Annotated in this window: 14 protein-coding genes; 11 read left to right on the top strand and 3 right to left on the bottom strand. The window is 60.5% G+C overall.

Going from position 1 to position 13,158, the window contains the following annotated elements; all coding sequences use genetic code 11:
- Positions 1-43: 43 nt before the first annotated feature.
- Together V476_RS23310 and V476_RS23305 are read right to left on the bottom strand one after the other, a co-directional pair.
- On the bottom strand, positions 44-904 hold the full coding sequence (locus V476_RS23310) for an SDR family oxidoreductase (protein WP_003318012.1): 861 nt from the start codon (positions 902-904) through the stop codon (positions 44-46).
- Positions 905-1,016: 112 nt separating this feature from the next.
- Positions 1,017-2,156 carry a glutathione-independent formaldehyde dehydrogenase gene (locus V476_RS23305; protein ID WP_024959821.1) on the bottom strand — a complete coding sequence of 380 codons (1,140 nt, stop codon included), beginning with the start codon at positions 2,154-2,156 and terminating at the stop codon, positions 1,017-1,019.
- 270 nt (positions 2,157-2,426) lie between these two features.
- On the opposite strand from V476_RS23305, the gene V476_RS23300 reads away from it, so the two are divergent.
- From V476_RS23300 to V476_RS23275, 6 genes are all read left to right on the top strand, one after another.
- Positions 2,427-3,017, top strand: a complete 591-nt coding sequence (locus tag V476_RS23300) for an amino acid synthesis family protein (RefSeq protein WP_024959820.1) — start codon at positions 2,427-2,429, stop codon at positions 3,015-3,017.
- A 53-nt stretch (positions 3,018-3,070) separates the two neighbouring features.
- Positions 3,071-3,919 (top strand): alpha/beta fold hydrolase, encoded by an 849-nt coding sequence (locus tag V476_RS23295; protein WP_003416402.1) that lies wholly within the window; start codon positions 3,071-3,073, stop codon positions 3,917-3,919.
- A complete protein-coding gene (locus V476_RS23290; RefSeq protein WP_024959819.1) occupies positions 3,916-5,397 on the top strand; it encodes an aldehyde dehydrogenase in 1,482 nt (493 codons plus the stop codon). The genes V476_RS23295 and V476_RS23290 overlap by 4 nt, the downstream gene beginning before the upstream one ends.
- Positions 5,398-5,410: 13 nt before the next feature.
- On the top strand, positions 5,411-5,896 hold the full coding sequence (locus V476_RS23285) for a flavin reductase family protein (protein WP_003420850.1): 486 nt from the start codon (positions 5,411-5,413) through the stop codon (positions 5,894-5,896).
- Positions 5,897-6,071: 175 nt separating this feature from the next.
- Entirely contained in the window at positions 6,072-6,824 is a 753-nt protein-coding gene (locus V476_RS23280; RefSeq protein ID WP_003410157.1) for a GntR family transcriptional regulator, read from the top strand.
- A gap of 1 nt (position 6,825) precedes the next feature.
- Complete coding sequence (locus V476_RS23275) at positions 6,826-7,389, top strand: NUDIX hydrolase (protein ID WP_016568044.1); 564 nt, start codon at positions 6,826-6,828, stop codon at positions 7,387-7,389.
- 32 nt (positions 7,390-7,421) lie between these two features.
- On the opposite strand, the gene V476_RS23270 is transcribed toward V476_RS23275, so the two are convergent.
- Positions 7,422-7,712, bottom strand: a complete 291-nt coding sequence (locus tag V476_RS23270) for a DUF1330 domain-containing protein (protein WP_003348666.1) — start codon at positions 7,710-7,712, stop codon at positions 7,422-7,424.
- A 94-nt stretch (positions 7,713-7,806) separates the two neighbouring features.
- Here V476_RS23270 and ribBA point away from each other — a divergent pair, with 94 nt between their 5' ends.
- From ribBA to V476_RS23245, 5 genes are all read left to right on the top strand, one after another.
- Positions 7,807-8,916: a bifunctional 3,4-dihydroxy-2-butanone-4-phosphate synthase/GTP cyclohydrolase II gene (gene ribBA / locus V476_RS23265; RefSeq protein ID WP_010411300.1), complete on the top strand. Its 1,110-nt coding sequence runs from the start codon at positions 7,807-7,809 to the stop codon at positions 8,914-8,916.
- Between the two features lie 290 nt (positions 8,917-9,206).
- The gene (locus V476_RS23260) at positions 9,207-10,232 is read left to right on the top strand and encodes an ABC transporter substrate-binding protein (RefSeq protein ID WP_024959818.1); all 1,026 of its coding nucleotides are present in this window, start codon (positions 9,207-9,209) and stop codon (positions 10,230-10,232) included.
- Complete coding sequence (locus V476_RS23255) at positions 10,217-11,173, top strand: ABC transporter permease (protein ID WP_024959817.1); 957 nt, start codon at positions 10,217-10,219, stop codon at positions 11,171-11,173. Before V476_RS23260 ends, V476_RS23255 begins: the two co-directional genes overlap by 16 nt.
- Before the next feature lie 6 nt (positions 11,174-11,179).
- Positions 11,180-11,995 (top strand): ABC transporter permease, encoded by an 816-nt coding sequence (locus V476_RS23250; protein WP_003317997.1) that lies wholly within the window; start codon positions 11,180-11,182, stop codon positions 11,993-11,995.
- Positions 11,992-13,146, top strand: a complete 1,155-nt coding sequence (locus tag V476_RS23245) for an ABC transporter ATP-binding protein (protein ID WP_024959816.1) — start codon at positions 11,992-11,994, stop codon at positions 13,144-13,146. Before V476_RS23250 ends, V476_RS23245 begins: the two co-directional genes overlap by 4 nt.
- Positions 13,147-13,158: the final 12 nt, after the last annotated feature.

Below are 13,158 nucleotides of genomic sequence, written 5' to 3'. Positions count from 1 at the left end.
CTGTTCGGGCACCGTTTCAACAAAAAAGGCGTTGTCGGGGTAATTACAGAATCGGCTTGCCGCCCGTCACTGCATAGCGCGAGCCGGAAATGTAACTGGCTTCGTCCGAGGCCAGCAGCACATAGATCGGCGAAACTTCCACAGGCTGCCCCGGGCGTCCCAGCGGTGTCTCGCTACCGAAGCTTTTCACGTCTTCGTCAGTCATGGTCGCCGGGATCAGTGGCGTCCAGATCGGGCCGGGAGCAACGCTGTTCACGCGGATGCCCTTCTCGCCCAGCAACTGCGCCAGACCGCCAGTGAAGTTGGCAATCGCGCCCTTGGTGGTCGCGTAGGCCAGCAGCGTCGGCTTGGGCATGTCCGAATTCACCGAACTGGTATTGATGATCGAGCCGCCCCGCGGCATATGCGGGACCGCAGCCTTGCAGATGCGAAACATCGCGGTGATGTTGATATCGAAGGTCTTGACCCACTCTTCGTCGGAGATTTCGTCCAGCGTTTCATGCGTCATCTGGAACGCAGCGTTGTTGACCAGTACATCAATGCGACCAAACTCTGCAACGGTCTTGCTCACGATGTCTTCGCACTGCTGCTTCTGTGCCAGGTCGCCTGGCAACAGCAGGCATTTACGGCCCGCCTCTTCGACCCAGCGCTTGGTTTCTTGCGCGTCCTCATGCTCGTTCAAGTAGGAGATCGCGACCTGCGCGCCTTCACGTGCAAAGGCGATCGCGACTGCACGACCGATGCCGCTGTCCGCGCCGGTGATCAGCGCGATCTTGCCCTGCAGGCGTCCGGAGCCCTTGTAGCTCTTTTCACCGCAATCGGGATAGGGGTCCATCTTGCCCTGCAGGCCTGGAACGTCCTGTGGCTGACTGGCAAATGGCGGCTTTGGGTATTCTTCGTTCATTTGAAAAAATCTCTCTGAATAAAACGTTGTGACTGAAGCGCTGATGCCCTTGTCGATCACCTGTGGCAGATACGACAAGGGCTCTCAAGCCAAGCCTGGTCAACTGCGCTTATCACGCACCTGGCTTGAGCACCACCTTGGTCCAGCCTTCATCACGTGCATCGAAGTGCTTGTAGGCGTCAGGGCCTTCTTCAAGCTTCAGACGATGGGAAATGATCTGCGAAGGCTTGGCGCGTCCGTGGTGAATCAGCTCGGCGAGGCGACGGTTGTAAGCCTTGACGTTGGCCTGACCGGTGCGTATATGTTGGCCCTTGAACCAGAACGAACCGAAGTCGAAGGCCATCTTGCCTTCCTTCGCGAGGTCGTTTTTGGCACCCGGATCCTGCGGCACGAAAACGCCCACGACACCGATTCCACCCGTCGCCTTGGTCGAGGCAACGAGGTTGTTCATGGTGACGTGGTTGGCCTCGTGACCGTGACGGTCGCAGCACTGATAACCGACGCACTCACAGCCTCGGTCAGTACCTTTACCGTCGGTCAGATTGAGGATCTGATCCACTGCGCCCTGCTCCAGCGAGTTGATCGGCGTCGCGCCCATCTTCGCCGCGAGTGCCAGACGATCTGGATGGTTGTCGACCACGAACACCTGCGAGGCGCCCTTGATCATTGCCGAGTGGGCGGCCATCAGACCGACCGGACCGGCGCCATAGATGGCAACGCTTTCGCCAGGCAGCAGCCCGGCCAGCTCGGTGGCATGCCAACCGGTCGGAAAGATGTCCGAGAGCATGACGTAATCCTCTTCACGCTCGGCGGCATCTTCGGGCAACAGCAGGCAGTTGAAGTCGGCATACGGCACACGCAACAGCTCGGCCTGGCCACCTTCATGATCGCCCATGTCGGCAAAGCCGTAAGCCGCACCCGCGCTGCCGGGGTTGGCGGTCAGACAATAACCGGTCAGGCCCTTCTCACAGTTTTCGCAAAAGCCGCAGCCAATATTGAACGGCAGGCACACCCAGTCGCCCACCTTGATACGGTCGACGCCGGCGCCGACTTCAATCACCTGGCCGAGGTTCTCATGGCCGAAAATGCGCCCGGTCTCGAAAGACGTGCGGCCTTCATACATGTGCAGGTCCGAGCCACAGATATTGGTGGAGGTCACTCTGACAAGAGCATCTGTTGGCTTCTGAATCTTCGCATCCGGTACGTTTTTGACACTGACGTCACGCGGACCGCCATAGACGATGGCTTTCATGTTCGGAGTCTCCTTAGTGAAAAATTCGATGGGGCTTTTTAGGGCTCACCGAATATCTGTCACAACCAGAAGACGCCTGTTCAAAGCGATTGCCTTCGCACCTGACGAATGGTCATTGATGAGTGCGAGCTAGAGCTGTGCGCGAGTATGGATCGAGGAAAATGAGGTGAACGACAAGCCCGGTAGCCGCCGCAAATAAAGGATTTGCATGCACAGTCTTATGGTATACCATCAGACGAAATACAAAGACATCTGCTCCGGGAGTCGTTCATGAGCTTTGAAATTCGCAAGATCGTCAAGTACACCGAAGAAACCTTCATCGAGGGCGGCAAGGCCACCGACAAGCCGGTCACCATGATCGGGCTGGCCGCGGTGATCAAAAACCCCTGGCTGGGCCGTGGTTTCGTCGAAGACCTGAAACCGGAGATTCGCGCCAACTGCTCCGCACTGGGCGAGTTGATGGTCAAACGCCTCACCGACGCGATTGGCGGTGCAGAGAAGATCGAGGCCTACGGCAAGGCTGCCGTGGTCGGTGCGGAAGGCGAAATCGAACACGCATCAGCCGTGATTCATACCCTGCGCTTTGGCAATCATTACCGTGATGCCGTCAAGGCCAAGAGCTACCTGAGCTTCACTAACAAACGCGGCGGCCCGGGTACGTCGATCCAGATACCGATGATGCACAAGGACGATGAAGGGCTGCGCTCGCACTACATCACCCTGGAAATGCACATCGAGGATTCGCCGCGTGCCGACGAAATCATCGTAGTCCTTGGCGCCGCCAATGGCGGACGCCTGCACCCGCGAATCGGCAATCGCTATATCGACCTGGAAGAGCTGGCGGCCGAAAAAGCCCAGTAACTCATGAAGGGCTCGTGGCCCGATCATCTTTAACCTCTGCGCAGGAGCGATCCATGATTCAGCTCACCGCTGAACACACCCCGGCGGGTACCAGCTATCTGGCTACCGGCCAAGGTCACCCCGTGGTGTTGATTCACGGGGTGGGCCTGAACAAGGAAATGTGGGGCGGCCAGATCGTCGGTCTGGCCACGCATTACAAGGTCATCGCCTATGACATGCTCGGCCACGGTGCCAGCCCCCGCCCCGACCCGGAGACGGGCCTGCCGGGCTACGCCGAACAACTGCACGAGTTGCTGACGCATTTGCAGCTGCCGCAGGCGGCGGTCGTCGGTTTCTCGATGGGCGGTCTGGTGGCGCGTGCGTTCGCGCTGGAGTTCCCTCAGCACCTGTCGGGGCTGGTGGTGCTCAACAGCGTGTTCAATCGCAGCGCGGAACAACGTGCCAGCGTCATTGCGCGCACCAGCCAGGCTGCCGAGCATGGCCCGGACGCCAATGCGGGCGAGGCGCTTTCACGCTGGTTCAGCCGTGAGTATCAGGCAGCCAGCCCGGCGCAGATTGCGGCCATTCGGCACAACCTGGCCAGCAACGATCCGCAGGGTTACCTGACCACGTACAAGCTGTTCGCCACTCAGGATATGTACCGCGCCGAGGATCTGGGCGATATTCGCGCACCGACGTTGATCGCCACGGGCGAACTTGACCCGGGATCGACGCCGCAAATGGCCCGCGAACTGGCCGCGCGTATCCCCGGTGCCGACGTCGCTATATTGCCCGATCAACGCCATATGATGCCGGTTGAATCGCCACGTCTGGTCAACCAGGTGCTGCTCGGTTTCTTCGAAAAGATCGGCCTCGACAAACCGGCTTCCGCTCACCATTCGATCAAGGGGATTGTTGCATGAGCCTTACCCGCTTTCAGATGTGCATCGACGGCCAGTGGGTCGACGCGCTGTCCGGCAACACCTTCGAGAGCCTCGACCCGGCGCTGGCCGAACCCTGGGCGCAACTGCCGGATGCTGACGAAGCCGATGTCGAGCGGGCCGTTCAGGCCGCCCAGAAAGCCTTCGAGGGTCAGGCCTGGCGCGGCCTGACGGCCACGGCACGCGGCAAGCTGCTGCGCAAGCTGGGCGACCTGATCACCGATAACAAGGAGCAACTGGCGCAGCTGGAAAGCCGCGACAACGGCAAACTGATTCGCGAGACCCGCGGGCAGGTCGGCTACCTGCCGGAGTTCTTTCATTACACCGCAGGGCTGGCTGACAAGCTCGAAGGCGGCACCCTGCCCCTCGACAAGCCGGATCTGTTCGCCTACACCGTGCACGAACCGATGGGCGTGGTGGCCGGGATCATCCCCTGGAACAGCCCGCTGTACCTGACCGCCATCAAGCTGGCACCAGCACTGGCTGCTGGCAACACCATCGTCCTCAAACCTTCGGAACACGCCTCCGCCACCGTGCTTGAACTGGCGCGTCTGGCACTTGAAGCCGGCATTCCGCCTGGCGTGGTCAACGTCATCACCGGTTACGGCCCGACCACTGGCGCGACCCTCACCCGGCACCCGCTGGTGCGCAAGATAGCCTTCACCGGTGGCGCGGCTACTGCGCGACATGTGGTGCGCAGCAGCGCGGAGAACTTTGCCAAACTGTCACTGGAGCTGGGCGGAAAATCACCCAATATCATCTTCGCCGACGCCGACCTGGACAGCGCCATCAATGGCGCCGTCGCCGGCATCTACGCGGCGTCTGGACAAAGCTGTGTTTCTGGCTCGCGACTGCTGGTGCAGGACGAAATCTACAACGAGTTCGTCGAACGCCTGGCCGAGCGCGCCAGCCGGATTCGCATAGGCAATCCGCAGGATGAAGACACTGAAATGGGCCCGATGGCCACTGCCCAGCAACTGGCTGTGGTAGAAGGCCTGGTGGCCGACGCGCTGGCCGAAGGTGCACGCCTGCGCCTGGGCGGCAAGCGACCGACGCTGGACAGCAAAGGCTGGTTCTATGAACCTACACTGTTCGAGTGCGATCACAATTCGATGAAGATCATGCAGGAAGAAGTGTTCGGCCCGGTGGCATCGGTGATTCGTTTCAAGGACGAAGCCGAAGCGCTGGCCATCGCCAACGACTCCCAGTTCGGCCTCGCCGCCGGAATCTGGACCCGCGACCTGGGACGCGCGCACCGTCTGGCGCGGGATATTCGCTCAGGTATCATCTGGGTGAATACGTATCGAGCCGTGTCGGCCATGGCGCCTATCGGTGGTTTCAAAAATAGCGGCTACGGTCGCGAGAGCGGGATAGACTCCGTGCTGGCCTACACCGAACTGAAAACGGTGTGGATCAACCTTTCGCAGGCGCCCATGCCTGATCCATTTGTCATGCGTTAAAGAGGCCGCTGCGATGATAGAACCCGGTATTTACAAAGAAGTCATGGCGTCATTCCCTTCGGGCGTGACCATCGTCACCACCCTGGACCCAGAGGGCAACCTGTTCGGTATTACTGCCAGCGCATTCAGTGCGCTGTCCATCGACCCGGCACTGGTGCTGTTCTGCCCCAACTACGAATCGGACACTTACCCGGTGTTGCGCGACAGCAAGAAATTCGCGATTCACCTGCTGTCTGCCGATCAACAGACAGAAGCCTATGCCTTCGCCAGCAAGGGCAAGGACAAGACCAAGGGCATCGAGTGGCAGTTGAGCGAGCTGGGCAACCCGTTGCTCAGCAACGCCACGGCGATTATCGAGTGTGAGCTGTGGCGCGAATACGACGGCGGCGATCACGCGATCATTGTCGGTCAGGTGAAAAACCTGATCCTGCCGGCGACACCGGTCACACCGATGGTCTATCACCGGGGCAAGATGGGTGCACTGCCAGCCATCGTCTGAGGCGGCTCAGGGCGGTTTTGGTGGTTGCAGGCATGGGCGTGATAAACTCGGCCGCGACCCGGGTTCATCCGTCCGGGCCATGCAGCAGCCCGCGCAGTGTGCAGGTTGCCGACATGAGCGAGACTTTATTTCCAGTCACGTTTTTACTTTGACAGCCCCATTCCGAGCACACCCGATGAAACGCCTGCCTCTCGACGACACCTTCAAGGTCAACCGCAACCCCGTCACGCTGCGCGAGATCGTGCTGGACAAGCTGCGCAGCGCAATCATGAACTTTCAGCTGCTGCCGGGTGATCGTCTGGTCGAGCGTGATCTGTGTGACCGCCTCGGTGTGAGCCGCACCTCGGTGCGCGAAGCACTGCGCCACCTGGAATCCGAAGGTCTGGTCGAGTTCGCCGATGCCAAAGGCCCGCGTGTTGCAATTATCACGCTGGCTGATGCATGCGATATCTACGAACTGCGTTGCGTGCTGGAAGGCCTGATCGTTCAGTTGTTTACCCTGCGCGCCAAGCCCAAGGACATCCGTGCACTTGAAAAGGCCCTGGAGGAAAATCGCCAGGCGCTCAAGGAAGGCGAACTGCAGCAGGTGATCGACTCGGTCCAGGGTTTCTACGATGTATTGCTGGAAGGCTCGGGCAACCATGTGGCCGCGACCCAGCTACGCCAATTGCAGGCGCGCATCAGCTACCTGCGCGCCACCTCGGTATCCCAGGAAAACCGCCGCGGAGCCAGCAACAAGGAAATGGAACTCATGGTCGAAGCGATCAAGAGCGGCGACCCACTGGCAGCGCATCAGGCGTCGGTCGATCACGTACGCAACGCCGCGCGCGTGGCGCTGGAATACCTCAAATCCAAGCAGGACGAAGACAGCAAAGTCCGCGACATCGTCGCCCCCGTCGCGCTGAAAGAACCTCGCATAGGTCGCTGAAATGGCCACACCGCGCTTCTGTCCCCAGTGCGGTAGCGCTGATCTGGCTAAGCGTGTGCCGTCGGGCGATACACACGTGCGGCTGGTCTGTGGTGGCTGTCAGTACATTCACTACGTCAACCCGAAGATCATCGCGGGTTGCATCATCGAGCAGGAAGGCAAGTACCTGCTCTGCCAGCGTGCCATCCCGCCGCGCCCCGGCACCTGGACACTGCCTGCCGGCTTCATGGAAAGCGGCGAAACCACCGAGCAGGCGGCGCTGCGCGAAGTCTGGGAAGAAACCGGTGTACGCGCCGAGATCCTTTCGCCCTACTCTATTTTCAGCGTGCCGCGCATCAGCGAAGTCTACATCGTGTTCCGTGCCATCGCGCTGGAGGTAACCGGCCGGTTCGGCCCGGAAACCCTGGACTACAGATTCTTCGCCCCCGAAGACATCCCGTGGGACAGCATCTATTACCCCGCCATTCGCCAGATACTGGAACGCTATATCGAAGAACGTCAGGCGGGTGTCTACGGCATTTATATCGGTAACGACGACACCGGCAAAGTGCACTTCATCCGATGAACGCCTGAAGCTTTCAGCTCGCAACTGAACGCTTAAAACTGCCCCTCGACGATCACGATCTCGGCCTTTGAAGCGCCCTGCCTGTGGCTCATCGCATGCTGGTACTCGGGCGACCGATAACAGGCCACCGCTTTCTCGTAGGATTCAAATTCGATAATCACCGTGCGCTGCGGCGTATCACGCCCTTCGAGCGCCTCGGAACGCCCGCCGCGCGCAAGGAACCTGCCACCAAACAGCTCGAAAGCCGCGGGCGCGCGCTGGGTGTATTCGCTGTACTGCTGGGGGTCGGTCACATCAACGTGTGCAATCCAATAGGCTTTCATCGCGATCTCACTGTTTCATTGATAGGCAATCTGTGAAATATTCTGTCTTATGGTATACCACGATTCATTCACCCATAAAACCGGGAAACTGACTATGGCGTTCGATCGCATCGAAGACATCATTGAAGACTACCGCCAGGGCAAGATGGTGTTGCTGGTCGACGATGAGGATCGGGAAAACGAAGGCGATCTACTGCTCGCCGCCGATTGCTGTTCGCCGCAGGCAATCAGTTTCATGGCCCGCGAGGCGCGCGGTCTGATCTGCCTGACGCTGACCGACGAACACTGCCAGCGTTTGGGCCTGGAGCAGATGGTGCCCAGCAACGGCAGCGTATTCGCCACGGCGTTCACAGTGTCCATCGAAGCCACCACGGGGGTGACCACCGGTATCAGCGCGGCAGATCGTGCGCGTACCGTTCAGGCCGCCGTCAACCCGCACGCAGTACCGGAAGACCTGGTGCAGCCAGGGCATATCTTTCCATTGCGCGCGCGTGACGGCGGCGTGCTGACCCGCGCCGGACATACCGAAGCGGGCTGCGACCTGGCCCGCCTGGCCGGTTTCACGCCAGCGTCGGTCATCGTTGAAGTCATGAATGATGACGGCAGCATGGCCAGAAGACCTGACCTGGAAGTGTTCGCCAAAAAGCACGGCATCCGCATCGGCACCATCGCCGACCTGATCCATTACCGCCTGAGCACCGAACACACCATCGTCAGGATTGGCGAGCGCGAACTGCCGACCGTGCACGGCACCTTCCGTCTGTTCAGCTACGAAGACCGCATCGAAGGTGGCGTGCACATGGCCATGGTGATGGGCGACATCCGTCGCGACGCCACCACACTGGTGCGCGTGCATGTTGTCGACCCGCTGCGTGACCTGGTGGGTGCCGAATACAACGGCCCTGCCAACTGGACACTCTGGGCCGCCCTGCAACGTGTCGCGCAAGAAGGTCACGGTGTGGTAGTGGTGCTGGCCAATCACGAATCGTCTCAAGCGCTGCTGGAGCGCATTCCGCAGCTCACCCAGCCGCCCCGCCAATACACCCGCTCGCAATCACGCATTTATTCCGAGGTCGGCACGGGCGCACAGATCTTGCAGGACCTGGGCGTCGGCAAGCTGCGCCACCTTGGTCCACCCCTGAAATACGCCGGGTTGACCGGCTACGATCTGGAAGTGATTGAAAGTATTCCGTTTCCCGGCTGACCACGTAAACGCCTGGCACGCGAGCCCGATAATCCGCCGCCTGCAACCACAGGCACTGATCAGAAAACCCACCGTGAAGGCGTTTTGACAGGGCAAAACGCTTGCAGAAAGTTTGGAATACCATAATATGACATTCCATAAGTATAAGATCTGGTCAGACGCGCCCGGCAAGGGACAGCACTAATAACAGCACCTGACCCGTACAAGGTTTCAAGGCCCATTGGACCTACTGCTCCCGATTACGCGGGCAAGTAAAGCCCGCTCAAAACACAACAAATGAGGGCGTAAAAATGGTGTTGAACAAACGTGCAACAGCAGTCCTGGCCGCAGGCGTGCTGGCTTTCTCGAGTGTCGCCGCTATTGCCGCCGAGAGCGTCAACTTCGTGAGCTGGGGCGGCTCCACGCAGGACTTCCAGAAGGAGGCCTGGGCGGCTCCATTCAGCAAGGCCAGTGGCATCACCGTCGTGCAGGACGGTCCTACTGACTACGGCAAACTCAAGGCCATGGTCGAAAGCGGCAACGTGCAGTGGGACGTTGTCGATGTTGAAGCCGACTTCGCCCTGCGCGCCGCCAGCGAAGGCCTGCTGGAGCCTCTGGACTTCACCACCATCAAACGCGACGAGATCGACAAACGCTTCGTGACTGACCACGGCACCGGTTCGTTCTTCTTCTCCTTCGTGCTCGGCTACAACGAAAGCAAAGTCGGCGGCAAGGCGCCTGGTGACTGGGCCGCGATGTTCGACACCAAGACCTACCCTGGCAAGCGCGCGCTGTACAAGTGGCCAAGCCCCGGCGTGCTGGAACTGGCCCTGCTGGCCGATGGTGTAGCCCCCGACAAGCTTTACCCGCTGGACCTCGACCGCGCCTTCAAGAAACTCGACACCATCAAGAAGGACATCGTCTGGTGGGGCGGCGGTGCGCAGTCCCAGCAACTGCTGGCCTCCGGTGAAGTGTCGATGGGGCAGATGTGGAACGGGCGGGTCTACGCCCTGCAACAGGATGGCGCCCCGGTGGGGGTGAGCTGGAAGCAGAACCTGGTCATGGCGGACTTTCTGGTCGTCCCCAAGGGCGCAAAAAACAAGGACGCCGCGATGAAGTTCATCGCCAATGCGACCAGCGCCAAAGGCCAGGCGGACTTCTCCAACCTCAGTGCCTATGCCCCGGTCAATACCCAGAGCATTGCGCGCCTGGACTCTACGCTGGCACCTAACCTGCCGACCGCGCACGTTGCCGATCAAATCACTCTCGACTTCGCATACTGGGCCAAGAATGGCGCTGATATCGCGACACGGTGGAACGAATGGCTGGTCAAGTAAAAATGACAGCGGTTGCTCCTCGTCAATCCATGCCGGCCGGGGGTGCTTCCAGCACCGCTGGCGCGGCCAGCCAGAAGGCGTCGGGCATGCTGCCATCCCCTTCCCTCGCGCAGCGCTGGCGCGGCAGCCGCAATCTGCTTCCGGCGTTGATCTTCCTCGGGCTGTTCTTCTTCGCCCCACTGATCGCCCTGCTGCTGCGGGGCGTGCTTGAACCGGTGCCGGGCCTTGGCAACTATGAGCAACTGTTTGCCAACTCGGCCTACTCGCGGGTGCTGCTCAATACCTTTTCCGTAGCGGGCCTGGTGACGCTGTTCAGCCTGCTGCTGGGCTTCCCGCTCGCTTGGGTGATCACCCTGGTGCCACGCGGCTGGGGACGCTGGATTCTGAATATCGTGCTGTTGTCGATGTGGACCAGCTTGCTGGCCCGCACTTATTCGTGGCTGGTGCTGTTGCAGGCCTCCGGGGTCGTCAACAAGGCCTTGATGGTCATGGGCATCATCGATCAACCGCTGGAAATGGTGCACAACCTGACCGGTGTGGTGATCGGCATGAGCTACATCATGATTCCGTTCATCGTCCTGCCGTTGCAGGCGACCATGCAGGCCATCGATCCGATGGTGCTGCAGGCGGGTTCGATCTGCGGGGCCAGCCCGTGGAGCAATTTTTTCAGAGTGTTTCTGCCACTGTGCCGTCCGGGGCTGTTTTCCGGAGGCCTGATGGTGTTTGTCATGTCGCTCGGTTACTACGTCACCCCGGCGCTGCTCGGCGGCGCGCAGAACATGATGCTGCCCGAATTCATCGTCCAGCAGGTGCAATCGTTCCTCAACTGGGGGCTGGCCAGTGCCGCCGCTGCGTTGCTGGTGCTGATCACGCTGGTGCTGTTCTACTTCTACCTGAAGCTCCAGCCGGAATCACCGGTCGGCGCCAGCAACGCGAGGTAAACCGCCATGCTCCTGACACCCAATGCCATGAGCCCCGGCTTGCGTACGGGCCTGTACCTGACCACCGCCCTGATCGCGCTGTTCCTGTTGCTGCCGATCCTGTTCATCGTCCTGCTGTCGTTCGGTTCATCGCAGTGGCTGGTGTTTCCGCCGCCCGGCTGGACGCTGAAATGGTATCAGCAGTTTTTTTCCAATCCGGACTGGATGGCCGCGGCCATGTCCAGCTTCAAGGTCGCGATCCTGACCACTTTCGCCTCGGTGGCGTTGGGCCTGCCCACTGCGTTCGCGCTGGTGCGTGGCCGGTTTCCGGGGCGTGACCTTCTGTACGGCGTCTTCACACTGCCGATGATCGTGCCGCTGGTGATCATCGCTGTCGCGGTCTACGCGCTGTTTCTCAAGCTCGGTTACACCGGCACGCTGTTTTCCTTCGTCGTCAGCCATGTGATCGTTGCCTTGCCGTTCACCATCATCTCGATCATCAATTCGCTGAAGCTGTTCGACCAGTCCATCGAGGATGCCGCGGTCATCTGCGGCGCTTCACGCTTGCAGGCCATCTACAAGGTGACCTTTCCCGGCATCCGGCCGGGCATGATGGCCGGTGCGCTGTTCGCGTTCCTGGTGTCGTGGGACGAGGTGGTGTTGAGCGTGATGATGGCCAGCCCGACCCTGCAAACCCTTCCCGTGAAAATGTGGACCACCCTGCGTCAGGACCTGACGCCGGTCATCGCCGTCGCCTCAACGCTGCTGATCGCCCTGTCGGTGCTGATCATGTTCATCGCCGCGACCCTGCGTCGCCGCAACGAAGCCAGGAGTACTTCATGAGTGCCGTGATCAAAGACCCCGCCCATCAGCACCAGAACACACTGGTCAGCCTGTGTAATCTGAACAAGCACTACGGAAATTTCGCCGCTGTCGACGACATTTCTCTGGACATCCAGGACGGTGAATTCCTGACCTTCCTGGGCTCCAGCGGCTCGGGAAAAAGCACCACGCTGTCGATGCTCGCCGGCTTCGAAACGCCCAGCTCGGGCGAGATTCTGGTGGGCGGCAAATCGCTGGTGAATGTGCCGCCGCACAGGCGTGACATCGGCATGGTGTTCCAGCGCTACTCGCTGTTCCCGCACCTGTCGGTACGCGACAACATTGCCTTTCCGCTGGCAATCCGCAAGTTGCCTGCGGCCGAGCGCGAGAAGAAAGTCGATGCGATGCTCAAGCTGGTTCAGCTGGAAGCCTTCGCTCATCGTCGCCCTTCGCAACTGTCAGGCGGCCAGCAGCAGCGGGTCGCCATCGCCCGGGCGCTGGTTTACGAGCCGCGCATCCTGCTGATGGACGAGCCTCTGGGCGCACTGGACAAGAAACTGCGCGAAGACCTGCAGGACGAACTGCGTCAGTTGCATCGCCGGCTGGGCATCACCATCGTTTACGTGACCCATGATCAGGAAGAAGCCATGCGCCTGTCACAGCGCATCGCCATCTTCAGCCATGGCAAGATCGTCGGTCTGGGCTCGGGCTATGACCTGTACCAGGATCCGCCGAATGCCTTCGTCGCCTCGTTTCTCGGCAACTCGAACTTCCTCAGGCTCAAGGCCCAGGGCAATGCCGTGGCGACCTTCGAAGGCAGCACACTGGCGATTCGCCTGACCGCAGGGCTGAAGACCGATCAGGACGTGCTGCTGATGGTGCGCCCGGAGAAAGCCCAGGCGCTGAGCGTGTCCCAGGCAGCCGCCATGCCGCTCGAAGCAGGCTGGAATGAGGTGAACGCCACGGTCACTGAAGTGCTTTTCCTCGGCGAGAGCCAGACGTGCTCGGTGGTCACTGCCGGAGGCACTGCCATGACCGTCAAGGCGCTTTCCGCGAACGGCATGTCACTCAAGACGGGCGACCCGGTGCGCGTGCGTTGGGCAGCCGCAGACGCGTGCATCTACACCGAGTGGACCGACAGCGACCTGAACAAGGCGGCCGGCACGCACTGACGCTGCGTGGCG

Origin of the sequence: Pseudomonas syringae KCTC 12500, assembly GCF_000507185.2 — a bacterium.
Taxonomy (GTDB): domain Bacteria; phylum Pseudomonadota; class Gammaproteobacteria; order Pseudomonadales; family Pseudomonadaceae; genus Aquipseudomonas; species Aquipseudomonas syringae.
The sequence above is the reverse complement of the archived record's forward strand: the minus strand, read 5'-3'. Positions and strand labels throughout refer to the sequence as shown.

Coding starts and splice junctions, on each gene's coding strand:
- V476_RS23310 (WP_003318012.1), bottom strand. CDS start 904: ATGAACGAAGAATACCCAAAGCCGCCATTTGCCAGTCAGCCACAGGAC.
- V476_RS23305 (WP_024959821.1), bottom strand. CDS start 2,156: ATGAAAGCCATCGTCTATGGCGGTCCGCGTGACGTCAGTGTCAAAAAC.
- V476_RS23300 (WP_024959820.1), top strand. CDS start 2,427: ATGAGCTTTGAAATTCGCAAGATCGTCAAGTACACCGAAGAAACCTTC.
- V476_RS23295 (WP_003416402.1), top strand. CDS start 3,071: ATGATTCAGCTCACCGCTGAACACACCCCGGCGGGTACCAGCTATCTG.
- V476_RS23290 (WP_024959819.1), top strand. CDS start 3,916: ATGAGCCTTACCCGCTTTCAGATGTGCATCGACGGCCAGTGGGTCGAC.
- V476_RS23285 (WP_003420850.1), top strand. CDS start 5,411: ATGATAGAACCCGGTATTTACAAAGAAGTCATGGCGTCATTCCCTTCG.
- V476_RS23280 (WP_003410157.1), top strand. CDS start 6,072: ATGAAACGCCTGCCTCTCGACGACACCTTCAAGGTCAACCGCAACCCC.
- V476_RS23275 (WP_016568044.1), top strand. CDS start 6,826: ATGGCCACACCGCGCTTCTGTCCCCAGTGCGGTAGCGCTGATCTGGCT.
- V476_RS23270 (WP_003348666.1), bottom strand. CDS start 7,712: ATGAAAGCCTATTGGATTGCACACGTTGATGTGACCGACCCCCAGCAG.
- ribBA (WP_010411300.1), top strand. CDS start 7,807: ATGGCGTTCGATCGCATCGAAGACATCATTGAAGACTACCGCCAGGGC.
- V476_RS23260 (WP_024959818.1), top strand. CDS start 9,207: ATGGTGTTGAACAAACGTGCAACAGCAGTCCTGGCCGCAGGCGTGCTG.
- V476_RS23255 (WP_024959817.1), top strand. CDS start 10,217: ATGGCTGGTCAAGTAAAAATGACAGCGGTTGCTCCTCGTCAATCCATG.
- V476_RS23250 (WP_003317997.1), top strand. CDS start 11,180: ATGCTCCTGACACCCAATGCCATGAGCCCCGGCTTGCGTACGGGCCTG.
- V476_RS23245 (WP_024959816.1), top strand. CDS start 11,992: ATGAGTGCCGTGATCAAAGACCCCGCCCATCAGCACCAGAACACACTG.